This is a genomic window from Streptomyces sp. P3, assembly GCF_003032475.1.
GTDB lineage: Bacteria > Actinomycetota > Actinomycetes > Streptomycetales > Streptomycetaceae > Streptomyces.
In genome coordinates this window covers 3,809,434-3,834,799 of the sequence record NZ_CP028369.1, presented here as the reverse complement: position 1 = coordinate 3,834,799, position 25,366 = coordinate 3,809,434, and the positions used below count along the sequence as shown (strand labels likewise).

Annotated in this window: 24 protein-coding genes; 13 read left to right on the top strand and 11 right to left on the bottom strand. The window is 73.2% G+C overall.

From position 1 onward, the window contains the following. Nucleotides 1–10: 10 nt before the first annotated feature. From C6376_RS17180 to C6376_RS17170, 3 genes are all read right to left on the bottom strand, one after another. Nucleotides 11–832 (bottom strand): AraC family transcriptional regulator, encoded by an 822-nt coding sequence (locus C6376_RS17180; protein WP_107444220.1) that lies wholly within the window; start codon nucleotides 830–832, stop codon nucleotides 11–13. Between the two features lie 230 nt (nucleotides 833–1,062). Continuing rightward, the gene (locus tag C6376_RS17175) at nucleotides 1,063–1,584 is read right to left on the bottom strand and encodes a TetR/AcrR family transcriptional regulator (RefSeq protein ID WP_107444219.1); all 522 of its coding nucleotides are present in this window, start codon (nucleotides 1,582–1,584) and stop codon (nucleotides 1,063–1,065) included. Continuing rightward, nucleotides 1,577–2,032 carry a DUF4260 family protein gene (locus tag C6376_RS17170; RefSeq protein ID WP_107449019.1) on the bottom strand — a complete coding sequence of 152 codons (456 nt, stop codon included), beginning with the start codon at nucleotides 2,030–2,032 and terminating at the stop codon, nucleotides 1,577–1,579. The genes C6376_RS17175 and C6376_RS17170 overlap by 8 nt, the downstream gene beginning before the upstream one ends. Nucleotides 2,033–2,595: 563 nt before the next feature. On the opposite strand from C6376_RS17170, the gene yaaA reads away from it, so the two are divergent. Together yaaA and eda are read left to right on the top strand one after the other, a co-directional pair. Next, nucleotides 2,596–3,378 (top strand): peroxide stress protein YaaA, encoded by a 783-nt coding sequence (gene yaaA, locus C6376_RS17160; protein ID WP_107444218.1) that lies wholly within the window; start codon nucleotides 2,596–2,598, stop codon nucleotides 3,376–3,378. A 212-nt stretch (nucleotides 3,379–3,590) separates the two neighbouring features. Then, nucleotides 3,591–4,316: a bifunctional 4-hydroxy-2-oxoglutarate aldolase/2-dehydro-3-deoxy-phosphogluconate aldolase gene (eda, locus tag C6376_RS17155; RefSeq protein ID WP_301554698.1), complete on the top strand. Its 726-nt coding sequence runs from the start codon at nucleotides 3,591–3,593 to the stop codon at nucleotides 4,314–4,316. 39 nt (nucleotides 4,317–4,355) lie between these two features. Here eda and C6376_RS17150 read toward each other — a convergent pair whose 3' ends face one another. The 3 genes from C6376_RS17150 to C6376_RS17140 are packed head-to-tail and all read right to left on the bottom strand — an operon-like array spanning nucleotide 4,356 to nucleotide 7,652. Next, entirely contained in the window at nucleotides 4,356–6,035 is a 1,680-nt protein-coding gene (locus C6376_RS17150) for a bifunctional RNase H/acid phosphatase (RefSeq protein WP_107444217.1), read from the bottom strand. Between the two features lie 19 nt (nucleotides 6,036–6,054). Continuing rightward, nucleotides 6,055–6,798, bottom strand: coding sequence for a zinc ribbon domain-containing protein (locus C6376_RS17145; RefSeq protein WP_107444216.1), 744 nt, complete (start codon nucleotides 6,796–6,798; stop codon nucleotides 6,055–6,057). Continuing rightward, entirely contained in the window at nucleotides 6,795–7,652 is an 858-nt protein-coding gene (locus C6376_RS17140; protein ID WP_107444215.1) for a Nif3-like dinuclear metal center hexameric protein, read from the bottom strand. The genes C6376_RS17145 and C6376_RS17140 overlap by 4 nt, the downstream gene beginning before the upstream one ends. 176 nt (nucleotides 7,653–7,828) lie before the next feature. Between C6376_RS17140 and C6376_RS17135 the strand changes: the two genes are divergently transcribed. Next, complete coding sequence (locus C6376_RS17135) at nucleotides 7,829–9,691, top strand: hypothetical protein (protein WP_319594046.1); 1,863 nt, start codon at nucleotides 7,829–7,831, stop codon at nucleotides 9,689–9,691. A 97-nt stretch (nucleotides 9,692–9,788) separates the two neighbouring features. After that, nucleotides 9,789–9,956 (top strand): hypothetical protein, encoded by a 168-nt coding sequence (locus C6376_RS44455; protein WP_173985663.1) that lies wholly within the window; start codon nucleotides 9,789–9,791, stop codon nucleotides 9,954–9,956. 152 nt (nucleotides 9,957–10,108) lie between these two features. On the opposite strand, the gene C6376_RS17130 is transcribed toward C6376_RS44455, so the two are convergent. From C6376_RS17130 to C6376_RS17120, 3 genes are all read right to left on the bottom strand, one after another. After that, the gene (locus C6376_RS17130) at nucleotides 10,109–11,047 is read right to left on the bottom strand and encodes a 3-oxoacyl-ACP reductase (protein WP_107449018.1); all 939 of its coding nucleotides are present in this window, start codon (nucleotides 11,045–11,047) and stop codon (nucleotides 10,109–10,111) included. Nucleotides 11,048–11,089: 42 nt separating this feature from the next. Next, nucleotides 11,090–12,166, bottom strand: a complete 1,077-nt coding sequence (locus C6376_RS17125; RefSeq protein WP_107444214.1) for a Zn-dependent alcohol dehydrogenase — start codon at nucleotides 12,164–12,166, stop codon at nucleotides 11,090–11,092. A 182-nt stretch (nucleotides 12,167–12,348) separates the two neighbouring features. After that, complete coding sequence (locus C6376_RS17120; RefSeq protein ID WP_107444213.1) at nucleotides 12,349–13,206, bottom strand: MaoC/PaaZ C-terminal domain-containing protein; 858 nt, start codon at nucleotides 13,204–13,206, stop codon at nucleotides 12,349–12,351. A gap of 500 nt (nucleotides 13,207–13,706) precedes the next feature. Between C6376_RS17120 and C6376_RS17115 the strand changes: the two genes are divergently transcribed. From C6376_RS17115 to C6376_RS17105, 3 genes are read left to right on the top strand one after another with little or no spacing between them, the layout of a single operon-like run. Beyond that, nucleotides 13,707–15,209, top strand: a complete 1,503-nt coding sequence (locus C6376_RS17115) for a sensor histidine kinase (RefSeq protein ID WP_107444212.1) — start codon at nucleotides 13,707–13,709, stop codon at nucleotides 15,207–15,209. A 29-nt stretch (nucleotides 15,210–15,238) separates the two neighbouring features. After that, complete coding sequence (locus C6376_RS17110) at nucleotides 15,239–15,871, top strand: response regulator transcription factor (protein WP_107449017.1); 633 nt, start codon at nucleotides 15,239–15,241, stop codon at nucleotides 15,869–15,871. A 30-nt stretch (nucleotides 15,872–15,901) separates the two neighbouring features. Next, nucleotides 15,902–17,458 carry a hypothetical protein gene (locus tag C6376_RS17105; protein ID WP_254075969.1) on the top strand — a complete coding sequence of 519 codons (1,557 nt, stop codon included), beginning with the start codon at nucleotides 15,902–15,904 and terminating at the stop codon, nucleotides 17,456–17,458. Between the two features lie 112 nt (nucleotides 17,459–17,570). On the opposite strand, the gene C6376_RS17100 is transcribed toward C6376_RS17105, so the two are convergent. Then, the gene (locus C6376_RS17100; RefSeq protein ID WP_107444211.1) at nucleotides 17,571–18,221 is read right to left on the bottom strand and encodes a class I SAM-dependent methyltransferase; all 651 of its coding nucleotides are present in this window, start codon (nucleotides 18,219–18,221) and stop codon (nucleotides 17,571–17,573) included. A 212-nt stretch (nucleotides 18,222–18,433) separates the two neighbouring features. Further along, nucleotides 18,434–20,176 (bottom strand): MFS transporter, encoded by a 1,743-nt coding sequence (locus C6376_RS17095; protein ID WP_107444210.1) that lies wholly within the window; start codon nucleotides 20,174–20,176, stop codon nucleotides 18,434–18,436. A 254-nt stretch (nucleotides 20,177–20,430) separates the two neighbouring features. On the opposite strand from C6376_RS17095, the gene C6376_RS17090 reads away from it, so the two are divergent. The 6 genes from C6376_RS17090 (at nucleotide 20,431) to C6376_RS17065 (ending at nucleotide 25,354) form a co-directional block, all read left to right on the top strand. Continuing rightward, complete coding sequence (locus C6376_RS17090; RefSeq protein WP_107444209.1) at nucleotides 20,431–20,973, top strand: SigE family RNA polymerase sigma factor; 543 nt, start codon at nucleotides 20,431–20,433, stop codon at nucleotides 20,971–20,973. Beyond that, entirely contained in the window at nucleotides 20,973–21,800 is an 828-nt protein-coding gene (locus C6376_RS17085; RefSeq protein ID WP_107444208.1) for a hypothetical protein, read from the top strand. Before C6376_RS17090 ends, C6376_RS17085 begins: the two co-directional genes overlap by 1 nt. A 183-nt stretch (nucleotides 21,801–21,983) precedes the next feature. After that, the gene (locus tag C6376_RS17080) at nucleotides 21,984–22,862 is read left to right on the top strand and encodes an N-acetylmuramoyl-L-alanine amidase (protein WP_254076388.1); all 879 of its coding nucleotides are present in this window, start codon (nucleotides 21,984–21,986) and stop codon (nucleotides 22,860–22,862) included. A gap of 178 nt (nucleotides 22,863–23,040) precedes the next feature. Then, the gene (locus C6376_RS17075; RefSeq protein ID WP_107444207.1) at nucleotides 23,041–23,886 is read left to right on the top strand and encodes a DUF5336 domain-containing protein; all 846 of its coding nucleotides are present in this window, start codon (nucleotides 23,041–23,043) and stop codon (nucleotides 23,884–23,886) included. Between the two features lie 102 nt (nucleotides 23,887–23,988). Continuing rightward, nucleotides 23,989–24,999 (top strand): LLM class F420-dependent oxidoreductase, encoded by a 1,011-nt coding sequence (locus tag C6376_RS17070; RefSeq protein ID WP_107444206.1) that lies wholly within the window; start codon nucleotides 23,989–23,991, stop codon nucleotides 24,997–24,999. Nucleotides 25,000–25,063: 64 nt separating this feature from the next. Next, a complete protein-coding gene (locus C6376_RS17065; protein ID WP_057583141.1) occupies nucleotides 25,064–25,354 on the top strand; it encodes a hypothetical protein in 291 nt (96 codons plus the stop codon). Nucleotides 25,355–25,366 lie beyond the last annotated feature (12 nt).

Sequence of the window (25,366 nt, the reverse complement as noted above, 5' to 3'; positions counted from 1 at the left end):
GCGGCCCGGGTCAGGTGTCTTGAACGCTGTTGCGGTACGCCGCCGGGGTGACGCCTAGGACGCGACGGAACCAGCGGGTGAGGTGTGCCTGGTCCGCGAAGCCGACCAGGCCGGCGACCTCCGCGGGGCGCAGCCCCGACTCCAGCAGGCCACGGGCCCGGGCGACCCGGTGCTGGGCGAGCCAGGCGTACGGCGGCATGCCGGTCGTCGTACGGAAGGCGCGCAGGAGCTGGTAGCGGGACAGGCCCAGGTCCGTCGCCAGGTCGGCCAGTGAGGGCGGGGCGAGGAGTTCGTCGGCGAGGCGGGCCCGCACGGCGCGGGCTATGTGCTCGGCGCCGGGGATCGCGTCGCACACCGGACGGGCCGTGGAGTGACGGCGGGCGAGGGCCGTCAGCAGCCACGGGAGGCGCGACTCGGCCTCCAGCGGGTCGGGGCAGGCGGACAGGTCCGTGTGCGCCCGGCGCAGAGCGGTGGCCAGTTCGGGGTCGTCGAGGAGAGGCTCACGGAAGTGCGGCACACCGCCGAGGGTTCCCTCGGTGAGGAGGGCGGGGCCTGCGTACAACGCGCGGTAGGCGTAACCGCCGACGGCGTCGCCCGGGCCGCCGGTGTGCGTCTCGCCCGGGGCCAGGACGACGACGGAGCCGGGACCGGTCCGGATGTGGCCGCCGCGGTAGTCGATGATCTCCGAGCCGCCCACGCAGACGCCGACGGTGAACTCCTCGTGGGCGTGCGGGGCGTAGACGTGCCGCTCGAAGCGGGCGGTGAGCAGGTCGAGGGGCGGCCCGTGACGGCCCAGCCGCGCCCTGGTCCACGACGCCTGTTCACGGCCCATCCGACACCCCCTGCGTACTCTCGCGGCCCGCGCCTTCGCGACCTCGTACCTCTTGGGTACCGGGACTCCTGGGCTCCTGGACTCCAGGACTCCTGGGCTGCCGGCTCTCCCTGGCACCTGGTTTTCCCGGCTCCCCGGCACCTGGACTTCCTGGCACCTGGGCTTCCTGGCACCTGGGCTTCCGGGCCACCCAGGCACCCAGGCACCCAGGCACCCAGGCACCCAGGCACCTAACGCTGCAACGCCTTCAGGCCGCGTGTCCATGCCGCCGGGAGGTCGGCGTCGTCCGGAAACCGGCCGTGGATCTCCAGGACCACCATGCCGTGGGCGAAGGCCCAGATCGCACGCGCCAGGTCCAGGTCGCCGTCACAGGCCAGCAGCAGGGGCATCGCGGCCCGGTCCTCCAGGCCGGTGGGCAGGGCCGCGCGCGGCAGCGGGCGTTCCGTGGCCAGGCAGTAGAGGTGGGGGTGGGCGAGGGCGTAGGCGCGGTACGCCTGTGCCAGTGCGGGCAGGGAGCCCGGCTCGCGCGTCTGGGCCGCCTCCAGCGCCGCCGCCGACTCCTGCAGCATCTGCGCGACCAGTTCGACCTCTACGGCGTGCTTGTCGGGGAAGTGCTTGTAGAGAGAGGGTGCCTTGATGCCGAGGTGGTCGGCGAGCGCGCGCATCGTGAGCGCGGCGGGCCCGGAGTCCTCCAGGAGGGTCCGGGCGGCCGCCGCGATCTCGCGGGCGCGGGGCGTGAGCCGCTCAGTCACCCTGGAAGCCCTCCTTGGTGCGCAGTCCGTAGCCGAACGCGCGGTCGTACGAGATGTGGGCGAGCCAGCCGCACAGGGCCGCGAACAGCGGGGGCCAGGCGACGAACGGCCCGAATGTGTAGAGGACCATGAGAGCGAGCGGGACCACGGCGCGGTGCATCGTGTTGTAGTACGGCACCGCCCGAGGCGGGAGCTGCCCTTTCGCCATGCGGGGCGCGTCGCCGAGGCCGATCAGGAACATGAGGTCCGGCAGGATCAGGAAGACGAGGGCGAGACCGCCCGCGAGCCAGCCGTGGTTCACGGACTCCAGTACCGCGAACGCCGACCAGAACACGGCGTTCGCCAGCCAGGCCGCGCGTCGGACGCTGCGGAAGCCGGAGCCGGTGCGCAAGTTGCTGCGCGAGCCGGTGCGCGAACTGATACGCGTGCTGGTGGTGGCCGTGCTCATGTCTGCCCCCTGGACGTCGTCCACTGAATCTCGGTGGTGCGAACCATCGGGCTAACGATGTTAGCCGACTCGATGTCACGACCATACGGCTAACGCCGTTAGCCGTCAAGGGTGAGCGCGGCGAGTGGCCCCCGGAGATGCCGGGACGCCCCCACATACCTCGAACGCGGCACTGGTCCGCACCCGATGGCCGTCGGGCGGTGGGCGTCGGGCGGTGGGCGGTGGGCGTCAGGCGGTGGGCGTCAGGCGGTGGGTGGTGGGCGTCAGGCGTCAGGCGACAGGCGACAGGCGACAGGCGACTCCACCACCGATATCTCCTCGTCGACACCCCCTTCAGCCCGCAGCCGGGGCTGGCGAGCGCGGGCGATGGTGTCGGCGGGTGGTGCGGGGAGAGGGGGCAGCAGTCGGGCGACGACGGCTCCCCGCGGGACAGCACCTCGGGGAGCCGTCGTCGCCCACCCGACTGCGACTGCGACGGCGATGCGGGCGTCGAAGCGGGGCGAAGGCCGGTGTGCGGCACGCCGTACGCTGGCGCAGCAGAGCTCTACCGAAGGAGATGTCCCGTGCTGGTCCTGCTGCCGCCATCCGAAGGCAAGGCGTCCTCCGGACGCGGTGCCCCGCTCAAGCCGGAGGCCCTGTCACTGCCGGGGCTGGGCGCGGCCCGTGAGGCAGTCCTCGACGAGTTGGTCGAGTTGTGCGCGGCCGACGAGGAGAAGGCGCGCGAGGTGCTCGGACTGAGCGAGGGGCTGCGCGGCGAGATCGCGAAGAACACGCGACTGCGGACGGCGGGGGCGCGCCCCGCCGGGGAGATCTACACCGGTGTCCTGTACGACTCCCTCGGGCTGGCCTCCCTCGACGCGGCGGCGAAGCGGCGCGCGGCCAGGTCGATCCTCGTCTTCTCCGGGCTGTGGGGCGCCGTCCGCGTGACGGACCGGATCCCGTCCTACCGCTGCTCGATGGGCGTGCGGCTGCCCGGGCTCGGTCCGCTGGGCGCGCACTGGCGCACCCCGATGGAGTCCGCGCTGACGGAGGCCGCCGCGGGCGGACTGGTGCTGGACCTGCGATCGGCGGCGTACGCGGCGGCGTGGAAGCCGAGGGGCGAGGTCGCGGCGCGGACGGCGAGCGTGCGGGTGTTGCACGCGCCGACGCGGAAGGTCGTCAGCCACTTCAACAAGGCGACGAAGGGGCGGATCGTACGGAGCCTGCTGACGGCGGGGATCGCCCCGAAGGGTCCGGCGGAGCTGGTGGAGGCCCTGCGGGACCTCGGGTACGTGGTGGAGGAGCAGGCCCCCGCCCGGACGGGCACGGCCCGGACGCTGGACGTCCTGGTGGACGAGGTGCACTGACCGAGGGCCGCGGCAGCCGTGTGCCGAGAGCACGGCAGCGCGCGGCACGGCGCACTCGTCCACCCATCGCCGTCCACCCGCGGCCAGCAGACCGCGGCCCGCAGCCCACGGACCGCAGCCCTCAGCCCTCAGCCCACGGACCGCACTTCGATGTATTGCGGTATGCGCAACGACCTTTGCGCGTGCTGCATGCCGGGAGCAGGATGAGGCGCGTGACCTCGCCTGCGCCCCCCGCTGTGGCTGCCTCGGTACTGGATCTGACCCCGGCCCCCGTCGTGCCCGTCGTGGTGGTCGAGGACGCCGCCGACGCGGTGCCGCTGGCCCGGGCGCTGGTGGCCGGCGGGCTGCCCGCCATCGAGGTCACCTTGCGGACGCCGGCCGCGCTCGACGCGATCAGGGAGATCTCCGGGGCGGTGCCTGAGGCCGTCGTCGGGGCGGGCACGGTGATCACGCCGGAACAGGTGACGGCGTGCGGGACGGCCGGGGCCCGGTTCCTGGTGAGCCCCGGCTGGACGGACGTCCTGCTGACGGCGTTGCTCGCGTCCGGGCTGCCCTTCCTGCCCGGGGTGTCGACGACGTCGGAGGTCGTGGCGCTGCTGGAACGGGGCGTGCGGGAGATGAAGTTCTTCCCGGCACAGGCGGCGGGCGGCACGGCATATCTGCGTTCGCTCGCCGGACCGCTCCCCCAGGCCCGTTTCTGCCCGACGGGCGGCATCGACCCGAAGAACGCGGCCGAATACCTCGCGCTGCCCAACGTCGGCTGTGTGGGAGGGAGTTGGATGGTTCCGGCGGACGCGGTCGCGGACCGGGACTGGCCGCGGATCGAGGGGCTCGCCCGCACCGCGTCAGCCTTCAGGACCTCGTCAGCCCCCCGGTCCTCGTCAGCCTTCAGGACCGCGTCAGCCCCCAGGTCCTCGTCAGCCCTCAGGTCGTCGTGAGCCCTCGGTACCTCGTCCGCGCCGAGGACCGCGCCCGCCTCAGGACCGCAGGTGGGACGTGTCGTTGAAGAGCCGGACGCTCGCGTTCCCGTCCGCGTAGTAGGCCACGGCCGACAACGAGGCCGCCGACAGTTCCATGCGGAACAGGGACTCCGGCGGTGCGCCGAGGGCGAGCCGCACGAGGGTCTTGATCGGGGTCACATGGGTGACCATGAGGACCGTGCGGCCGGCGTACGCGGCGACCAGCCGGTCGCGGGCCGCGGCGATCCTGACGGCGGTGGCCGCGAAGCTCTCGCCGCCACCGGTCGGCTCGGCCTCAGGGTCTGCGAGCCAGGCGGTCAGGTCGTCCGGGTGGCGTTCGCGGACCTCGCCGAAGGTCAGCCCCTCCCAGGCGCCGAAGTCCGTCTCGATCAGCCCGCCCTCGACGGTGACGTCCAGGCCTAGGCGGGCGGCCACGATGCCGGCCGTCTCACGGGTACGGGCCAGCGGGGAGGCGAGGACGTGCTGGACCGTGCCGCGCCGGGCGAGCGCGGCGGCGACCCGCTCGGCCTGTCCCCTGCCGACGTCCGAGAGCGAGGGATCGGTACCGCCGCTGCCGGAGAACCGCTTCTGCGGAGTCAGGGGCGTCTCACCGTGCCGCAACAGCACGAAGGTCGCCGGTGCCCCGAGATCGGGAGCGGCACCCCAGCCGACGGTCGGGGCAGCGGCGGGGCCGACGGGGGCGGAGGTTGCAGCTGCGGGTACGGCTGCGGCTGCGGTGGACCGAGCGACCGCGCGGGCGGCGCGCACGTCGTCGCCGGTCTTGGGGCCAGGCTTGGCAACGGCTTCCACAACGGTTCTCCGCACATCTTCAGCAACGGCTTCCACACGCATTCCCGGCGCGGTGCCCTCGCGGCCTCGGGCAACCGCTTTCGAACCCGTTTCCCGGACGGCTCCAGAACCGCCTCCCGCAACCGCTTCCGAACCCGTTTCCCGGACGGCTCCGAAACCGCCTCCCGCAACCGCTTCCGAACCCGTTTCCCCGCAGCCTGCGGAACGACCTTCCGCAACCGCTTCCACGCGGCTTCCCGCGGCCGCACTCGCGCCGCTTTGCGCAGCGCCTTCCGGAACCGTTTCCGCTTCGCTGCCCGGCGACGCGTCCGCAGCACCTTCCGAAATTCTTTCCGCCGCCGCCCGGCTCAGGGCCTCGCGGGCCTTCGCCGCGCCCGCGACGGCGTCGCCGGGGGGCCCGGACGGCACCGGGACGGCCGGGGCGACGGCGGACCGGGCGTCGAGCGCGGCTCGTGACGCGCCCTCGTTCCACTGTTCGCCCCGCCTGCCCGCGTCCATCGCCTCGTTCGCGAGGCGGTCGGCGTGCTTGTTCTGCTCGCGCGGGATCCACTCGTAGGCGACCTGCCCGGACGGCAGCACCCGGGCCGCCTCCGCCGCGAGCGGCTTCATGTCGGGATGCTTGATCTTCCAGCGGCCCGACATCTGCTCGACGACCAGCTTGGAGTCCATGCGGACGCGCACCCTCGCCGAAGGGTCGAGTTCGCGGGCGGCGCGCAGTCCGGCCAGCAGCCCCCGGTACTCGGCCACGTTGTTGGTGGCGACGCCGATGAACTCGGCCCGCTCGACGAGCGTCTCCCCCGTCGTCGCGTCGATCACCACGCTGCCGTAGCCCGCGGGCCCCGGGTTGCCCCGGGACCCCCCGTCTGCCTCGACGATGAACTCCCGCACGATGCAGGCCCCTTACCGGTTACAGCCCCGACTCGGACGTGCGCACGAGGATGCGGCGGCAGTTCTCGCACCGTACGACCGTGTCGGGCGCGGCCGAGCGGATCTCGTTGATGTCGGTGATGGCCAGCTCCTGACGGCAGCCCTGGCAGGTGCGCTGGTGGAGTCTTGCCGCGCCGATGCCGCCCTGCTGCTCCCGCAGCTTGTCGTAGAGCTTGAGCAGATCGGCCGGCAGGGAGGCGGCGACGACCTCGCGCTCCTTGGTGACGGTGGCGGCCTCGCCGTCGAGTTCCTCGAAGGAGGCGTTCCGGCGCGCGGTGGCGTCGTCGATCTTCCCCTGCACGGAGCCGACCCGCTCGGTCAGCTCGGCGACCCGCTCCTGGGCGCTCTCGCGGCGCTCCATGACCTCCAGGACGACGTCCTCGAGGTCGCCCTGGCGCTTGGCGAGCGAGACGATCTCCCGCTGCAGGTTCTCGAGGTCCTTCGGGGAGGTGATGGCGCCGGAGTCCAGTCGCTGCTGGTCACGGGTGGCGCGCTGGCGCACCTGGTCGACGTCCTGCTCGGCCTTGGTCTGCTCGCGGGCGGTGTCGCTCTCCTCGGTCTGGGCGGCCACGAGGAGGTCGCGCAGCTGGGTGAGGTCCTTGGTCAGCGACTCGATCTCGGCGTGCTCGGGAAGAGACCTGCGCTTGTGCGCGAGTTGCTGCAGACGGACGTCGAGACCCTGGACGTCGAGGAGTCGGATCTGGTCGGCGGGCGCGGCGTTCAGTTGGGGGCTCCCATTGAGCTAGAGGTGGCGGTGGACGCCGCGTGGGCGGTCCAGGGGTCGGTGACCGTGCGGGAGACGTGGACCCGCAGGTCCCATCCCTTCCGGTCGGAGATCTCGTCGAGCTGGGCGGCGGCCAGCTCGCACCAGGGCCACTCGGTGGCCCAGTGCGCCGCGTCGAGCAGCGCGAGAGGACTGTGGGCGCGGGCCTCGGAGACGGGGTGGTGGCGCAGGTCCGCGGTGAGGAAGGCGTCGACGCCGGCGGCCCGGACCTGCTCGAAAAGGCTGTCCCCGGAGCCGCCGCTGACGGCGACGGTCCGCACGAGCGCCTCCGGATCGCCCGCCACCCGGATGCCCTGCGCGGTGGCGGGGAGCCGTTCCGCGGCCCGGGCGGCGAGTTCGCGGACGGTGAGCGGGTGGTCGAGCTCGCAGACGCGGCCGAGACCGCGCCGCCCCGCGGGGTCGCCGGGATCGGGTACGAGGGGCCCTGTGACCCGCAGTCCGAGCGCGCCGGCGAGGGCGTCGCTCACCCCGGGATCGGCGCTGTCGGCGTTGGTGTGCGCGACGTGCAGGGCGATGTCGTTCTTGATGAGGGTGTGCACGACGCGGCCCTTGAACGTGGAGGCCGCGACGGTCGTCGTTCCGCGCAGATACAGCGGGTGGTGGGTGACGAGCAGGCCCGCGTCGAGCTTCACGGCCTCCTCGACGATCTCCTGGACGGGATCGACGGCGAAGAGGACCCGGGAGACCTCCTGGTCGGGATCGCCCACGACGGTGCCGACCGCGTCCCAGGACTCGGCCCGCTCGGAGGGCCACAGATCGTCCAGCGCGGCAATGACTTCAGACAGACGGGGCACGAACGAAAGGCTACCTGGCCGTTCTGCGGGGAGGTACCGCCGCCTCGGCATGCACACGCCTTCCGTGACCCTCAGGAGAATCGCTTCTGCACCACTCTTACGAGGGAAGAAGACCGCCCGTGGGTCCCACGCCTGTGCGTGCGAAAACTAGCTTCGTCGCCGGAGGTGGCGGAACTATGACGATGCCGGCCTGTGTGATCGAGCCCACCGCGGCGGACGGGGAGGACCGGGAGGACCCGGAAGAAGAGGCTGACCCGAAGGGCGGGGAGGGCCCCGCGGACGGGGAGAGCCCGGAGTCCCTGAGGGCTTCGGAGCCGTTGCAGCTCCCGGAGCCGATGGAGCCTCCGGAGGCGTTGGGGCCCACGGAGCCGTTGCAGGGTCCGGAGTTCCCGGACGCTCCGGATGAGCGTGCCGCCGACCGGACGCTGTATGCCGCGGGACCGGCCGAGCCCGCGGGGCGCGTGACGGCGTCCTCGGACGTCGCATCGGCGACACCCGTGCGACACGTGGCGCCGCCCGCGAACGCCGTGGCGGGGCGCGTGACGGCGTCCGGGGCGCGCGTGATCACGGCGATGACCGCCGGGACGACGCCCCTCCTGCCCACGCGACAGGCCCAGCCCGCGCGGCAGACCCAGTCCCTGCGGCACGCCCAGCCCGCCCGACACGCCCAGCCCGCCCGGCACACGCAGCGCACGCAGCACCCGGCGGCGGCACCGGCCGACGGTTACGGCGCCACACCCCCCGCGCCCTGTGTGCTGACCGCGAACGGCGCCTACGCCGCACGCCTCGCCGGGGACGGTGACTCGCTGTTCCCCGAGCGCTGGACCCTGGACGGCCCCGAGCCGTACGCCGTGCCGCTGCCCGGCAACCAGCCGGAGGAGCCCGGCACGGAGGTCCAGCCGATGGCCGACGGCCGGGTCCTGATCCGGCGGCCGACCGACGGACGGCACGCCTTCTCCCTGCTGTACCCGACCGGACCCGGCACCGGGGAGCTGCCGCTGGGCGCCGTCGAGTGCCCGGACGACGGAGTCGAGCTGCGCCTGCTGCCGCCGGCACCCTGCGGCGAGCGCGCGTACGCCATCGCCGTCGGCCGCTGGACGACGGCCGTGTGGCTGGTCGCGGGTGGCGCCTTCGGCCCCGAGCACGTGGCCGACATCCCGGGCCGGTGCTCCGGCGGCGTGTGGCTGGACCGCACCGGCCGCATGCTCGCGCTGGACCGCGAGGCCGACGGACGGACCAAGACCGTCGCGGTGGACCTGGAGCGGGGCGGTGAGGTGTCGCCGCTGCTGCAGATCTCCGCCGACAGCGACGACCGTCTGCTGCTCGCCGACCCGGACAGCGGACTGCTGCTGATCAGCTCGGACGCCGCTTCGCCGGGAGAGGCCCGGCTGGGCTGGGGGGTCGTGGGCAGCATGCTGCCGGTCCGCTTCCCGGAGTCCCTGCGGCTGCCCGGCTTCGCGCTGACGCCCTTCGCGATCCAGCCGGGTCAGGTCCTCGTGCCGGAGGCGTGCGCGGTGGCGCTGCGCATCGACGGCCCCTTCGGCGCCTGGGTGGGCGTCTGGCGTCCCACGGAACGCCGACTGCACCAACTGGCCGCGCCTGAAGGCTGGCTGGCGGGCAGTGGACTGTGGACGCCGGACGGCGTGCTGCGGCTGCCGTACACCACGGCGGCGGAACCCTGCGGGGTGGCTCCCCTGGCGGCTCCGGCCACACCCACACCCACACCCACACCCACACCCATGACCGCCGAGGACGCCGCACCCGGGTCCCCCCGACACCCCGGTGTGGCGACGCCGTACGGGGCGATGCTTTACGGGGCGACACCGCACAGCACGGCACTGCACAGCACGGCACCGCCTGACAGGACACCGCCTGACAGGACACCGCCTGACGCGATTCCGCCGTACTGGGCGTCGTCGTACGAGGCGGAGGCGTCCGGCGGGGTCGCGTCCGGCGGGCTCCCGCCGGAGCCGGAGGCCGTCGCCGCCCGTCCCGTACCCCTGCAGCAGGCCCCGCTCAGCCGACTTGTAACGAAGTAGCGGCGGTTGGCGTGGCTGCCTGGATTCGCCCCGCGGTGTGCCGGATAAAATCGCCCGGCTGTAAAGAAAGATCATGTTGACGGGGTGAATTCTTCCGATGAGCGACACAAGCACCATGCAGGCGCCGACCGCCGATTTCCAGGAGACGGCCGGACACGGCCGCCACCGGGGCCCGGTCTCGGCCCACGAGGCCGATTCGGCCCCTCACGGCAGGCATCGCAGGCCGGCCGACAACAGGGCCGACGACACCGAAGCGGCTGCCTGACAGTACGCCGTGGGGGCCCCGCCGTCCATGGACGGCGGGGCCCCCACGCATGTCGTGGGCGTTCAGGCCCGCCCCCGCACCGGCCGGCGCGGGGATGCAGGCATCCGCGGGCATGCCCGGGCGTCGTGCGCACCGCTTCTCGACGTGGCCGGCTAACCGCGTCGCAGGCCCAGCACCTCGGCCGCCGCGAACGTCTCGCCGTCCGGCCGGTCCGCGTAGTACCCGCCGAGGACGGCGTCCAGCTCGTCGAAGCTGAAGGCGTCCTGCTTGCTGTCGAACTTCGCCGCCACCCGGGGCCGTTCGACGACCGCAACGACGCCCCCGTGCACGACGAGCAGCTGTCCGTTGATCCGCGCGGCGGCCGGTGACGCCAAGTAGCCGACGAGTGGCGCGACATGCTCGGGGGCGAGGGGGTCGAGCCCGTCGGCCGGCTGCTCGAACCCGGCGAAGACGTCCGCCGTCATCCGGGTGCGGGCACGCGGGCAGATCGCGTTGGCCGTCACGCCGTACTTGGCGAGCGCGAGGGCCGTGGAAGTCGTCAGGCCGACGATCCCGCCCTTCGCCGCCGCGTAGTTGGGCTGCCCCGCGGAGCCGGCCAGGAACGCCTCCGACGAGGTGTTCACGATCCGCCCGTACACCGGGGCGCCGGCCGCCTTGGAACGCTCACGCCAGTGCGCGGCGGCGAAGCGGGTGGTGTTGAAGTGGCCTTTGAGGTGGACCCGGATCACCGAGTCCCACTCCTCCTCCGCCATGGAGAAGACCATGCGGTCGCGCAGGATGCCCGCGTTGTTGACGACGACGTCCAGCGTGCCGAACTCGCCGATCGCCGCCTGGACGAGTTCGCGGGCCTGCCGGAAGTCGGACACGTCCCCGGTGTGGGCGAGCGCGGCGCCACCCGCGGCCCGGATCTCCGCCGCGACCTCCTGAGCCGGCCCCGCCGACGCCTCGCCGGAGCCGTCACGGCCGGGCTGTCCGTAGTCGTTGACGACGACGGCCGCGCCGAGCCGGGCCAGTTCCAGCGCCTCGGCCCGCCCGAGCCCGCGCCCGGCGCCCGTGACGATGGCGGTCAGTCCCTCGAGTGGCGGTGGCAGTGGCGATGACGGCGATGACAGTGACATCCGGACGACCGCCCCTCAGATCTCTATGCACGTACGGAGTGCCGCACCGGTGCGCATCTGGTCCAGTGCCTCGTTGATCTCGGTGAGCGCCACCCGGTGGGTGATCAGGCCCTCGAGGTCGATGCGGCCGGCCCGCCACAGGGCGATCGTCCGCTCGTAGGAGCGCAGGACGTCTCCGCCGCCGTACATCGAGGGCAGGATCCGCTTCTCGTCGAAGAACAGCTCGAACATGTTGAGCTGGAGGAAGTCGTCCAGGGCGCCCGCTCCGACGACGACGAGGGTGCCACCGCGCCGGGTGTTCTCGTAGGCGGTGCGGGCGGTGGCGGAGCGGCCGACGACCTCGAAGACGTAGTCGAACCCCTCCCCACCGGTGACCAGTTGCTTCGTCCCGGGCAGCTCGTCCGGCGAGACGGCCTTCGTGGCGCCGAACCGCAGGGCGGCCTCCCGGCGCGAGGCGACCGGGTCGACGGCGACGATCTCGGCGGCGCCCTTGAGCCGCGCGCCCTGGATCGCGGAGACGCCGACGCCTCCGCAGCCGATGACGGCGACCGACGAACCCGCTTCCACGTCCGCCGTGTTGAGGGCGGCGCCCAGTCCCGTGGTCACCCCGCAGCCGATGAGGGCGGCGATGTCGAAGGGGACGTCGTCGGGGATCGGGACCGCGCAGCCGGCGTCGACCACGACCTCCTCGGCGAAGGTCCCGGTGCCGGCGAACCCGAACACGTCGCCGCCCGGGCGGCGGAAGTTGGGGGTGCCGGCGTTCATGAAGCCGGCCAGGCACAGCTCGGTCTGGCCGCGCTTGCAGGCGGGGCAGGCGCCGCAGGCCGGCAGCCAGCAGACCACGACCCGGTCGCCCGGCTTCACCCGGGTGACGCCCTCGCCGACCTCCAGCACTTCGCCCGCACCCTCGTGGCCGGGCACGAAGGGCGCGGGCTGGGGCAGCACCCCGCCCATCGCGGACAGGTCCGAGTGGCACAGCCCGGTGGCCCGTACCCGGATCCTGACCCGTCCGGGGCCGAAGCCCACCGCCTCGACGTCGTCGTGGACCTCCAGCTTGTCCTGGCCGATCTCGTGCAGTACGGCTGCGCGCATGGTGCGGCTCCCCTCGGACCCCTGACGGGCGGTGTGACAGGCGGTGTGCTGACGGGCGGTTCCCCTGATGTGCGACGGGCGGGTGCTCTGCTGCGTGGTGGGCGGGTGCTCTCCTGCGCGACGGACGGTCCCCTGCCGGGCGAGCGCTGGGAGTGCTATGAGCGCTGGGAGTGCTATGAGTGCTATGAGTGCTGGACGACGGTGTCGGCGAGGACCGGCGCGTCGTCCCGCTCCACCGCGCTCACGGCCGCGCGCACCTCGCCCGCCCCGCGCCACATCCGGATGCGCAGGGTCTCCCCGGGGTACACCACTCCGGCGAACCGCGTGGCGTAGGAGCGGACCCGGCCGACGTCGCCGTCGAGCAGGATGTCGACGACCGCCTTCAGGGTGACGCCGTAGGTGCACAGGCCGTGCAGGATGGGCCGGTCGAACCCGGCGAGCTTCGCGAACTCGGGATCGGCGTGCAGGGGGTTGTAGTCGCCGGAGAGGCGGTAGAGGAGCGCCTGGTCCTCGCGCAGGCGCCGCTCGAGCGTCCTGTCGGGTTCTCCGGCGGGCGGTTCGAGCCGGGCGGACGGGCCGCGGTCCCCGCCCCAGCCACCCCCGCCGCGGACGAAGATCTGGGCGTCGTTCGTCCACAGGGGCCCGTCCTCGTCGGCGACCTCGGTGCGCATGACGAGGACGGCGGCGCTGCCCTTGTCGTAGACGCCGGCGATGCGTCCGGTGGCGGTGGCCCGGCCCTCGGCGGGGATGGGACGGTGGATCTCCAGGCGCTGGCCGCCGTGCAGGACCCGCGCGAGGTCGACCTCGACGCCGGGCATGGACAGCGAGCTGATCACTCCGGGCGAGCCGGAGCCGGCGACGGTGGCGAAACTCGGCAGGACGTGCAGCCGGGATTCCAGCGTGTAGCGCAGTTCGTCGGGGTCGGTGGCCGGGACGCCCGCGCCGATGCCGAGGTGGTACAGCTGGACGTCCCGGCGGTCCCAGGTGATCTCGCCGGTCCGGGGTTCGGCGGCGAGCGCCTTGGCTGCGTCGATGGGCATGAAACTCCTGATCGTTCGGATCCGTCGTGATCACCGGATCGCATCGCATCGGGTCGCGTCGGATCGGTCCTGATCGATCGAGTCTGGCCGGTTCGATCGCGTCTGGCCGGTTCGATCGCGTCGTTCGGAGACCTCGGCACGGCCGTCCGCACCGATCGGCCGCACCGAGGTCGTCACGGGGCCGCGGAACCCGCCCGAGCGAGCAGATCTAGAACGCGTTCCAGCGCGGCGACCCCCTGTATAGCCCAGGCCTCCGGAGTTGTGAAGACAACTGACGGTATGTCAGATGTGATGGCGGTGCGACGGTCGAGCCGCCGGGCGCAGGCCGTCGGCGTCTCGGGCACGGCGTCTCGGGCACCGCGACCGATGACATTTGTCCCGCCCGGGTCCGTACATCCGGCTCTGCCGCCGGCGGCCCCGGAAACGTAGCGTCGACGACGACAGGCCCGCCCCGGTGGAGCGGGCCGGACCACGAAACCAGCGGACCGGGGGACACCATCATGACGAGATCACCGGCGCAGTGGCGGCGCGCGATCGCCTGCCGGACGGCCGTCCGGCGCTCGGCGCCGCGGACGGGAAGCGAGCGGCAGCAGTACCGGAAGGAGGACGAGAACCGCCGCCGGGCCGAGCAGAAGGCCGCCCGCGAGGCCGGGCAGATCCCCGAGGACCCCGGTCCGCCGCCCAACGGCTTCTCCCTGCTGCCCTGGCTGCTGATGGGGATGGGCGCGCTCTCCCACCTCTTCCAGGGCGAGACGCCCAACCCGTGGATCGGCGGCGTCGGGCTGCTGACGTTCAACTCCCTCTACATCTACGTCGCCTTCCGCGCCTTCGTGAAGGAGACCCGCGACGCGGTGTCCACGCGGGTGGCGCTGGTCCTGCTGGGCCTCGTGACCTGCGCGCTCGCCCTCGGCTACGGCGGCAACTGGCTCCTCTTCTTCCCGCTGCTGGGCCTCGCGACGGGCGCGGTCCTGCGCGGGCCCCGGCTGCGCGGTCTCGGCATCGCCGTGGCCGTCCTGGCGGGTGTGGTCTCCTCCGTCCACGACGGCTGGGGCGCACTCACCATCGCCTACGCCACCTGGATCTCGACGATGGTCACAGCCGCGATCCTCTCCCTCTCCGAGGCGGTGCGGGAGCTGCGCGCGGCCCGCGAGGAGCTGGCCCTGCGCGCGGTGGAGGAGGAACGGCTGCGCTTCTCCCGTGACCTGCACGATCTGCTCGGCCACACGCTCTCCGTGATCGTGGTGAAGTCGGAGGCGGCCAGACGGCTGGCGCCGCGCGACATGGACGCGGCGCTCTCCCAGGTCACGGACATCGAGGCGGTCGGCCGTCAGGCGCTGACCGAGATCCGTGAGGCGGTCACCGGCTACCGCGAGGGCAGCCTGGCCACCGAGCTGGAGCGGGCCCGCTCGGCTCTGACGGCGGCGGGCGTCGTACCGACGGTGACCCGTTCCGGGCCTCCGCTGGAGTCGCAGACCGCGGCACTGCTGGGCTGGGTGGTACGCGAGGCGGTCACCAACGTCGTGCGGCACAGCGGGGCCACCCGGTGTGCGATCACGGTGTCCGGCGCCCCGGACCGGGTCCGGCTGACGGTGACGGACGACGGGGTCGGCCTCGGCGAGGGCGAGGACGTCGAGGACTGCTGCGCACGCGGCGGCACCGGACTGACCGGGCTGCGCGAGCGTCTGGCGGCGGCGGGCGGCTCGCTGACGGCGGACCGGGGACCGCGCGGCGGCTTCCGGATCACAGCGGAGCTGCCGGCGGACGCCAGGGTGGGGGCCGACACCAGGGTGAAGGCTGACACCAGGGTGGGCGAGGACGGCCGGACGGACGAGGACGCCGACGGAGGCGCGGACAGGCGGGCGGCCGAGCACGGCGACCGGGGCGCGGCGGGGGCCAGGGCCGGCGACGGCACGCGAGGCCGGGACGACGTCCGGTCCTCCGTGACTCCGGAAGCCCCGCACGGGGCGCGGTCCGTGGCCGGCGGGCCTAATCTTGGGCCGTGACCGAGACGCCGGGTGGGCCCGTGAACGAGATGCCCCGAGACCGACGCCCCGCCAAGTGCATCCGGGTGCTGCTGGCCGAGGACCAGGGCATGATGCGCGGGGCGCTGGCACTGCTGCTGGGCCTGGAGGCCGACATCGAGGTGGTCGCGCAGGTCGGCGCGGGCGACCGGATCGTGGAGGCGGCGCTGCTCCACCGCCCGGACGTCGCCCTCCTCGACATCGAGTTGCCCGGCATCAGCGGCCTGGACGCCGCCGCCGAGCTGCGCGAGCAGTCGCCCGACTGCCGGGTGCTGATCCTGACCACGTTCGGCCGACCCGGATACCTGCGCCGCGCCATGGAGGCCGGGGCCGCCGGGTTCCTGGTCAAGGACGGCCCGGTGGAGGAGCTGGCGGAGGCGATCCGGCGGGTGCTGGCGGGTGAGACGGTCGTGGACCCGGCGCTCGCCGCGGCCGCGCTGGGCGCCGGCCCGAACCCGCTCACCGCCCGCGAGCGCGACGTCCTGAACGCCTCCGTCGACGGTGCGACGGTCGCCGACATCGCGGCCCGGCTGCACCTCTCGGAGTCCACGGTCCGCAACTACCTCTCCTCCGCCATCGGCAAGACGGGCGCCCGCAACCGTATGGAGGCCATGCGCGAGGCCCGCCAACAGGGCTGGCTGTAGGGTCCGGGCCGCCGCTGGCATAGTGCCCGCATGTCCTTACCGATACGGATGGCCAGGCGTGCGGCCGTACTGACGGCGGTGGTCACGGCGATGTTCACCACGACGGTGTTCATCACCGCGGTGTCGACCGCCTCGGTCGCGCCCCCGGTCGCGGCCGCCGGAGCTCCCGCGCTCGCGCCGACCGTCGTACCGGCGGTCGCGTCGGCGGCGGTCTCCGCCGAGGGGTCCGGCCGGGTCGCGATGCGGTTCGAGACCGTGCAGACCTACGTCATGTACAGCGCCGACGAAGGGGCCGGGGCCTCGAACGACGACTTCGTCGTCCCGGTCTACGTCCTGCCGAGCGAAGGCGGCGAACCGGCCCGCAACGTCAGGGTCGTCGTCGACGCGTCGGGGCTGGCGGGCGTCGCCCGGTTGGGTGACACGCACACGTGCGAGGCCGAGGGTCCGGTCTTCACGTGCGTGTACGGCGACCTGCAGAACGGCGACGGCGAGAGCTACTCCCCCCTCTCCCTCCGTGGCGTGGACGGCGTCGAGCCGGGCGACAGCGGGACGGTGACGTACACCGCGACCGCCGACAACGCGCCCGCCGTCACCGGCACCACCCGGATGACCGTCGGCGGTCCGAGCCTTTCCGCGCCCGGGCAGGAGGAGAACGTGAGCGGGCTGGCTCCGGGGAAGTCCGCGGCCCTGACGGCGCGTCTGGCCAACAACACCCGTTTCCCGGCGAACCAGGGCGTCGCCCTCCGGGTCGACGCGTCGGAGGGACTGACGCTCACCGCGCTGCACAGCAACTGTTTCTACGCGGGGTCCGCGCCCACCTCCGCATGGTGCGCGTTCCCGACGAAAGCCGCGCCGGGTGCCGCCTACGCAGCCGACGCCCCGCTGGTCTACACGGTCACCGGGCCCAGGACACTGACCGGCGAGGTGACCTACACCTGGTCGTCGGCCCCGTCCCGACCCGCCGGCCACACGGTGCGGGGCGTCGGCCCCCCGCTCGGCCTGGTCCGTGCTCCCGCCCGGGGGATCGGCGAGGGCAGGGGCAGGGTGGCCGTGACCACCACCGTCCAGGTCGACTACCGCCCGGTCACCGAGACCGTCCGGGGCCGCGTCGGCGACACGGTGCACGTACGGCTCGGGCTGGAGGACCTCGGCCCCGGCCGGATGACGGGCGACGAGGATCCGGGCCGCTTCGAGGTGGTCCCACCCGAGGGGACCACGGTCACCTCCGTGCCGTACCGCTTCGAGGAGGACGGCGGGAAATGGGCCTGTGTCCGGCCGGAGAAGCCCGGTGGGGCGTTCGTCTGCGAGATCGGCCGCGACCAGTTCTACGAGGTGCGGCACGAGGGGGGCACGACCGCCATCGACTTCCACATCCGTATCGACCGGCAGGTCGCGGGCGCGCGGGGCACCATCCGCACGGTCAACCCGTACGACCGCACCCCGGGCAACGACGTCGCCGTCATCCCGCTCGACGCCTCGCCCGCCCCGCCGTACCGGTACGCCTGGACCTGGGCCGCGGGCGCCCTGGCCGTCGTCCTCCTGGCCGCCGTGCACCTCCGCCGCCGCCGACGGGCCGCGTCCTCCTGAACACGGTTACCGCACCCCCGCGCGTGCGCCCCGCTCACCCACGCCGGGGGCCTGACTTCCCGCGCCGGGGCCTGACTTCCCACGCCGAAGCCTGGCTTCCCGCGCCGGGTCCTCAGATCCCCGCGCCGGTCCGTCGCAGCACCCGCAGCGAGCCGGTGTCCGAGACCTCCGTGAAGGCCCCGGACGCCAGGGCGCGCAGGTAGACGCGGTAGGGAGCCTGGCCGGTGAACTCGTCGACCGGGTCGGGGAAGACGTCGTGGATGACGAGGAGCCCGCCCTCCACGACGTGCGGCGCCCAGCCCTCGTAGTCGGAGCCGGCGTGCTCGTCGGTGTGACCGCCGTCGACGAAGACCAGGCCGAGGGGCGTGTTCCAGAACGCGGCGATCTGCGGCGACCGTCCGACGAGCGCGACGACGTGCTCCTCCAGACCCGCTCGGTGCAGGGTGCGGCGGAAGGCGGGCAGCGTGTCCATGAGGCCGATCTCGGGGTCGACCGTCTCCGGGTCGTGGTACTCCCAGCCGGGCTGCTGCTCCTCGCTGCCCCGGTGGTGGTCGAGGGTGAGGGCGCTCACCCCGGTCCGGCGGGCCGCGTCCGCGAGCAGGATCGCGGAGCGTCCGCAGTAGGTGCCGATCTCCAGCAGCGGCATCCCGAGCGCCCCGGCCTCGACGGCGGCGGCGTACAGCGCGAGCCCCTCGTCGACCGGCATGAACCCCTTCGCCGCCTCGAACGCGGCCAGGATCTCGGGCTGGGGCACCGCGGGCATGGGGGTCCTTCCGACGGACGTACGAACGAGCCCGCCCATGCTGCCCCACCCACGGGCGGCGCCGACGACAGGGGTGCGGAAAAGCCGGGAACCGCTTCCACGGCCGCGTCTTCCGGGCACGCGGCAGGGCTCCACGGCCGCACCCCCTGCCGGTCGGCGACAGGGGGTGCGGAAAGTGCGCGCCGAGGTGCCGGCGCGCGGGGGCGGAGCGGTCAGGCCGTGACGGTCTCGCCCGGGAGGGCCAGGTCCAGGTCCACCGGGCGGGCGTCGCCCGCGTGGGTTGCGGAGCTCGCCAGGGGGCCGTGGCCCACGGCCTTCGCGGCGAGGACGTAGGGCCCCTGGGCCGGGACGGCGAGGGCGTAGCTGCCGTCCGGCTCCGAGAGGGTCGCGCCCGCCTGACGGCCGCGGCGGTCGATGAGGGTGACCCTGGCGCGGGCGACCGGGACGCCGTGGGCGTCCAGCACCCGGCCGCGGAAGCCCCGCAGTGCCTCCTCGGCGCGCTGCAGTGCGGCGTCCTCCTCGCTGCTGGCGCGCAGCTGCGGCGCGTCCGAGGGGCGCTGCTGCCGGGGCAGGAACAGTGCGAGGACCAGGCCGATCGCGACGGCGGCGGTGGCGATCAGGAAGGAGACGCGGAAGCCGTGCATGGTCGGCACGGCGACGCCGCCGACGTCGTTCGCGGTGTTGGCCAGCACCATGCCGATGACGGCGCTCGACACCGACGTCCCGATGGACCGCATGAGGGTGTTGAGGCCGTTGGCCGCGCCGGTCTCGGAGGCCGGGACCGCGCCGACGATCAGCGCGGGCAGTGAGGAGTAGGCGAGGCCGATGCCCGCGCCGAGGACGACGGCGATGACGAGGCTCTGCCAGGCGGCGCTCATCAGGCCGAGGCCGGCGCCGTAGCCGATCGCGATGATCAGCATGCCGAGGATCAGGGTGGCCTTGGGGCCGTACTTGGCGGACAGCCGGGCGTAGAGCGGCGCGGTGACCATCATCGTCAGGCCGAGCGGTGCGACGAGCAGGCCGGCGACGACCATCGACTGGCCGAGGCCGTAGCCGGTGGCCTTCGGCAGCTGGAGCAGCTGCGGCAGGACCAGGGAGACGACGTAGAACGAGACGCCGACCATGATCGAGGCCAGGTTGGTGAAGAGGACGGCCGGGCGGGCCGTGGTGCGCAAGTCCACCAGTGGCGCCTTCACCCGCAGCTCCATGACGCCCCACAGGACGAGGACGACGGCCGCGGCGGCGAACAGACCGAGGGTGGTGCCGGAGGTCCAGCCCCAGTCGCTGCCCTTGGTGATGGGGAGCAGGAACAGGACGAGGCCGGCGGAGAGGCCGATCGCGCCGAGGACGTCGAAGGTGCCCTCCGCGCGCGCCGGGGACTCGGGGACGACGAGGAGGGTGAGGACGATGGCGAGCGCGCCGAGGCCGGCGGCGCCGTAGAAGAGGGCGTGCCAGTCGGCGTGCTGGGCGACCAGGGCCGCGAGGGGCAGGGCGAGGCCGCCGCCGACGCCGATCGAGGAGCTCATCAGGGCCATGGCCGAGCCGAGCTTCTCGCGCGGCAGCATGTCCCGCATCAGGCCGATGCCGAGCGGGATCGCGCCCATGGCGAAGCCCTGGAGGGTGCGGCCGGCGATCATCGTGATCAGGTCGCTGGTGAGCGCGCTGACCAGGGCTCCGACGACCATGACGGCGAGGCTGGCGATGAGCAGGCGGCGCTTGCCGTACAGGTCGCCGAGACGGCCCATGATCGGGGTGGCCACGGCGCCGGAGAGCAGGGTCGAGGTCAGGACCCAGGTGGCGTTGCTGGGCGAGGTGCCCAGCAGCTGGGGCAGGTCCTTGATGACCGGGACGAGCAGGGTCTGCATCACCGCGACCACGATGCCCGCGAAGGCGAGGACCGGGACCACGGCTCCGCTCGTTTCACGGGTGGGCCGGTCGGTCGTCGTGTGCGTCATGAGGGGGTGCCTCCGGGCGGGTGGTTCGGCGATTACATGGGAGCTGAACCTGTATGCACGGGCAACTATTCCGATGCTTCGGCGTACTAACGATTTCTTTGTCTTCTCTTGACTCCGACCGGCATCCGCTCTCGACTCCGAGCCGTGCCCGCTGTCGACTCCGCCCCGCGTCCGCTCCCGACCGGAGAATCCCGGCCCGCCGAGGCAACGATCCGGGCCTCTCGTGGCCTCCTTTGAACATCTAGGAGGTGCCCATGGGGGATCGGGAACAGGACGGGGACACGGAGTTCCAGGCTTTCGTCGTCGGCCGCTGGCCGCGGCTGATGCGCACGGCGTTTCTCCTCACGGGGGAGCAGCACGCCGCTGAGGACCTGGTCCAGTCGACGCTGGAACAGGTCTACGTCGCCTGGCGCAGGGTGCGCGCGGCGGACGAGCCGGAGGCGTACGTACGGCGAGTGATGATCAACGCTCACGCCCGCAGGCACCGCAGGAAGCTCCGCGAACTGCTCGCCCCCAGGGACGACGGGCCGGGCCTCGCCCACGAGACGCCGGCCCCCGGCGACCTGATCGCGCGGGCCGACGACCGGCAGACCCTTCTGCGGGCGCTGGCCGCGCTGCCGCCACGGCAGCGTGCGGCGGTGGTGCTGCGCTACTGGGAGGACCTGACGGAGACGCAGACGGCCGAGGCGATGGGCTGTTCCGTGGGCACGGTGAAGAGCAACGCGGCCAAGGGGATCGCGAAGCTCCGCGCCATACCGGAACTGGCGGACGGCGTGATGCACGGAGGGCGGAAGTGATGGGCGCGGACCGGGAGACGAACCACGACATGGCGGCACACGACATCGCCTTCCTGCTGGCCGACGCCGCGGGCGAGGTGGAGATCGGCATAGCCCCCACCCAGGCCCTGATCCGCGGCGGCCGCCGTCGCAGAGCCCGCCGCTGGGCGGTCGCGGCGGCCACCGCCGTGGTGGTCGTCGGCTCGACGGGGGCGCTGGCGGTCACCGGGCTGCCGGGCGGTGACGGGGACCGGGCGACGCCCGCGGCGACGCAGCGGGTCACGGAGTCGCCGACGCCGTTCCAGCCGCACAACCGGGTCACCCTCGCGAGCGGCACGGACGGGGGCCGGGAGTGGCGGGTCACCCTCGACGTCTGGCCGGCGCCGATCGACGTTCAGGACGCCAGGGCCACGATGAACGCGATGGCGGAGTACGCCCAGTTTCCCGCGGGTGTGCGCACGCCCGTCGACCTGGTCGGCAAGAGCGCCTACTTCGTGCACCGCAGCGTCGGTGAGGAGGCGACCGCCGTGCAGGTGATGACCCTGCACGGTCTGACGGGCCCGGGCGACTCCCTCACCGGCAGGAGGATCTACGCCCTCGCGGACCAGCTCACCCCTTACGGCCGGGGTCCCGCCCGGCTGGTGATCGGCCAGGTGGCCAAGACCGCCCGACAGGTGACGTGCACCTGGAAGAACGGCACGAAGACCGAGGTCGACAGGGTCCCCGCGACCACCGGCGTGCGTGCCGACGCCCCGGCCGTCCGCACGATCGACGACTCCCCGTACAACTGGTTCGTCTGCCTGGCCCCCCAGGGCACCGAGTACGCCTCGGCGGAGGTGACACGGTAGGGCGTGCCCCGAAGGCAGCGCCGTCTGCCCGAAGGGCGGACGGGACTTTCGGAACACGCCCCGGAGGGGGCCGCTAGGGTGGCGGGCGTGTCGTACCCAGGCCCGCACCACGACCCCTCCGACCCCGCCGACCCCTTCGGGCCGTCCGGCTCCTTCGGCTCCCCACAGCCCCGCCGTCCCCGCCTGCGGCGTCCGCTGACGGTGGCGCTGGCGTTGCTGGTGCCAGGGGCGCTGCTGGGCTGGCTGGCGTACGAGGCGCTGGGCGCCCCGGGGAGCGCGGGAGACGGGGCGGCCGGGGCCGGCGCCTCCTCGAGCACCGGCGCCACGGTCCCGGGCGGCGGGGATGCCAAGCCGGACACGCTCGCCGCGTCGCCGAGCCGGGCCGCCGCTCCCCTCGAGGGCAAGGTCGTCGTCATCGACCCCGGGCACAACCCCGCCAACGTCGAGCACACCTCCGAGATCAACCGCAAGGTGGACATCGGCACCAACCGGAAGGAGTGCGACACCACGGGCACGTCCACGAACGCCGGTTACAGCGAGGCGAAGTTCACGCTGGACGTGGCGCACCGGCTGCGCACGCTGCTCCAGGAGCAGGGCGCCACGGTGAAGCTGACGCAGGACGCGGACCGGCCGTTCGGCCCCTGCGTCGACGAGCGAGCCCGGATCGGCAACGCGGCGCACGCCGACGCGGTCGTCTCCATCCACGCGGACGGCGCCGGGGCCGGGCAGCGCGGCTTCCACGTCATCCTGCCCGGCGCGGTGCACCAGGGGCGGGCGGACAACCGGGCCGTCGTCGCCCCGTCGAAGGAGCTCGGAAAGCTGATCGCGGGCGACTTCGCCCGCTCCACGGGCACGTCGCCGTCCAACTACGTCGGCGACGGCACCGGTCTCGTCACGCGTGAGGACCTGGGCGGTCTCAATCTGTCAACGGTTCCCAAGGTGTTCATCGAGTGCGGCAACATGCGCGATACCAAGGACGCGGCACTGCTGACCAGCGGTGCCTGGCGGCAGAAGGCGGCGCAGGGGATGTCTGAGGGAATCGTGAGTTTCCTGCGCGGGTAGTGATCAGGGCGCTGATCCCGGCGGACAGTGCGATCGTGCGGACGATAATGTCGCCCCTACGATGAGGGGCCACCCCCGCGCTTCACACCGGGGCCTGACGGCGACATGGTGACAGCGACGCCTCTACCGCTATGTGTTTGCGTGTACCGACGACGAGACGACTGACGAAGGACCTGAAGTGAATATCCGCTCCCTCACTCGAGGCGACGGCGTGGTGATCGGAGCAGCGGTATTGCTGTTCATCGCGTCGTTCCTGGACAACTACTCGATCGACGGGATCCCCGACAGCTACGATCTGCCGAACCTCTGGGGCAGCGGGCCGGTCCTGTTCAGCGTCGTCCTGGCGGGACTGATCGGCGCCGCACTCGTGGTCGTCAGCCGGGCGCTTCCGCAGCCGCCGAAGGTCGCCGGTCTGGAACTCGGCCAGTTCGGCGTGGCCTTCACGGTCTTCGCCGCCTGGAGTGCGCTCGGCAACATCTTCGACCCGTCCGGCGGTTACGACAACGTCGGCGACAGCTCGAACAGCCCCGACGCCGGCGCCGGTCTGATCCTGGCCCTCGTCGCCACTCTGCTCCTCGCCGCCGTCGCCGTCGCCACCCCGCTCGTCCCGGCCCTGCAGGCCGCTCTCGTCCCGGCGCCCAGGCCGCAGGCCCCGCAGCCGTACGGGGCGCAGCCGCCCGCCGGTTACGGCTACCCGGGCGCGCAGCAGCCGTCGGCGTTCGGCGGTCAGCCGCAGGGGCAGCCCGGCCAGCCGGGCCAGCCGGGCCAGCCGGGTCCGCAGTCGTTCGGCGGCGGTCAGCCGGCTGTGGCGCAGCCGTCCGGCGGGGACTTCTCGCCGTTCTGGTTCGCCGTGCCGGTGCCGCGTCCGCTGTACGCGGAGGACGGCGCGCCGACGCCGATCGCCGAACTCGCCCCCGGCACCTGGTACCTGGCCGTCGAGCAGGGCGCCCAGGGTCTCGTCGCCCAGACGCAGGACGGCCGGCGCGGCGTCCTGCGGGACTCCTCCGGCATCCAGCGCGGCTGAGCCCCGCTCCGCACCACGTGTGCACGGCCCCTCGCCCTTCCGGGCGGGGGGCCGTTGCCGTACAGTCGCCCTCTCTGTCTGACACACCGTCAGGAGGTGGGCATGCGGCTCGGTCTGGCGCTCGGCTACTGGGGGCGCGGCCCCTCCCCCGACCACGTGGAGCTGGCCCGCGAGGCGGAACGGCTCGGTTACGACTCCGTGTGGACGGCGGAGTCGTGGGGCTCGGACGTCTTCACCCCCCTCACCTGGATCGCCGCCCGGACGTCGACGATCAGGCTGGGCACCGCCGTAGCGCAGATGGCGGCCCGCTCCCCCACCACGACCGCGATGCACGCACTGACCCTGGACCACCTGTCAGGCGGCCGGGTGATGCTCGGGCTGGGGCTGTCCGGCCCGCAGGTCGTCGAGGGCTGGTACGGCCGGCCGTTCCCGAAGTCGCCCCTGACGGCGACCCGGGAGTACGTGGACGTCGTGCGGCAGGTGCTGCGACGGCAGGCGCCGGTGGAACTCGACGGCCGCTTCCACACGCACCCCTACCGCGGCGCCGACGCGACGGGCCTCGGGCGGCCGTTGAAGTCCATCACCCATCCCCTCCGCGCCGACCTGCCGGTGCTGCTGGGCGCCGAGGGGCCGAGGAACGTCGCCCAGACGATCCGCATCGCCGACGGCTGGCTGCCCCTGTACTGGTCGCCGAACCGTCCGGACGCGTACGGGCCGGCGGTGGCGGAGCTGCCGGAGGGCTTCCGGGTGGCCCCGCTGGCCCGGGTCAAGGTCTGCGACGACGTCGGCGAGGGCCTGTTGGGCGTGAAGGCCATGCTCGGCTTCTACATCGGCGGCATGGGCCACGCCACCCGCAACTTCCACGCCGACCTGATGGCGCGCATGGGCTACGAGGAGGAGGCCCGGCGCGTGCAGGACCTGTTCCTGGCCGGCCGCCGCGAGGAGGCCGTGCTCGCCGTGCCGGACGCCTTCGCCGACGAGATCTCCCTCGTCGGCCCGCGCGAACGCATCGCCGAGCGGCTGGAGGCGTGGCGCAAGGGCCCGGTGACGGATCTGCTGGCGGTCGCACCGGACCCGGTGACGCTGCGGGTGCTGGCGGAACTCAACACCTGACGCGGCCACTTCCGCGCCGAACGGGCCGAGGTTTCATCCGGAGTCGAACGGCAATCCGGAGAACATGTCTCGATATCGCAGTGGTTCCAACTCCGCCGGAACGGTCATCGCGGTGGTAGCGGACGTCATGGCCGTCATCCTCGGCCTGTGGATCCTGATGTACCTGCTGGACGCCAACCGGGGCAACGACCTCGTCCAGTTCGTCCATCACGCCGCCAACTGGCTGGCCGGCTGGTCCCGTGACCTCTTCACGTTCGACGAGGCGTGGGCGAGGGTCGTGGCCGGCTACGGTCTGGCGGCGGTGGTGTACCTGTTCGTCGGCCACGCCATCGCGAACCGCGTCCACCGCCACTGACGTCCCCGAGCG

Bases quoted from the DNA above. Each gene is read 5' to 3' on its own strand.
- C6376_RS17180 (WP_107444220.1), bottom strand. From the start codon at position 832: ATGGGCCGTGAACAGGCGTCGTGGACCAGGGCGCGGCTGGGCCGTCAC.
- C6376_RS17170 (WP_107449019.1), bottom strand. From the start codon at position 2,032: ATGAGCACGGCCACCACCAGCACGCGTATCAGTTCGCGCACCGGCTCG.
- C6376_RS17135 (WP_319594046.1), top strand. From the start codon at position 7,829: ATGACGATGCCGGCCTGTGTGATCGAGCCCACCGCGGCGGACGGGGAG.
- C6376_RS44455 (WP_173985663.1), top strand. From the start codon at position 9,789: ATGAGCGACACAAGCACCATGCAGGCGCCGACCGCCGATTTCCAGGAG.
- C6376_RS17125 (WP_107444214.1), bottom strand. From the start codon at position 12,166: ATGCGCGCAGCCGTACTGCACGAGATCGGCCAGGACAAGCTGGAGGTC.
- C6376_RS17120 (WP_107444213.1), bottom strand. From the start codon at position 13,206: ATGCCCATCGACGCAGCCAAGGCGCTCGCCGCCGAACCCCGGACCGGC.
- C6376_RS17115 (WP_107444212.1), top strand. From the start codon at position 13,707: ATGACGAGATCACCGGCGCAGTGGCGGCGCGCGATCGCCTGCCGGACG.
- C6376_RS17110 (WP_107449017.1), top strand. From the start codon at position 15,239: ATGCCCCGAGACCGACGCCCCGCCAAGTGCATCCGGGTGCTGCTGGCC.
- C6376_RS17105 (WP_254075969.1), top strand. From the start codon at position 15,902: ATGTCCTTACCGATACGGATGGCCAGGCGTGCGGCCGTACTGACGGCG.
- C6376_RS17100 (WP_107444211.1), bottom strand. From the start codon at position 18,221: ATGCCCGCGGTGCCCCAGCCCGAGATCCTGGCCGCGTTCGAGGCGGCG.
- C6376_RS17095 (WP_107444210.1), bottom strand. From the start codon at position 20,176: ATGACGCACACGACGACCGACCGGCCCACCCGTGAAACGAGCGGAGCC.
- C6376_RS17090 (WP_107444209.1), top strand. From the start codon at position 20,431: ATGGGGGATCGGGAACAGGACGGGGACACGGAGTTCCAGGCTTTCGTC.
- C6376_RS17085 (WP_107444208.1), top strand. From the start codon at position 20,973: ATGGGCGCGGACCGGGAGACGAACCACGACATGGCGGCACACGACATC.
- C6376_RS17070 (WP_107444206.1), top strand. From the start codon at position 23,989: ATGCGGCTCGGTCTGGCGCTCGGCTACTGGGGGCGCGGCCCCTCCCCC.
- C6376_RS17065 (WP_057583141.1), top strand. From the start codon at position 25,064: ATGTCTCGATATCGCAGTGGTTCCAACTCCGCCGGAACGGTCATCGCG.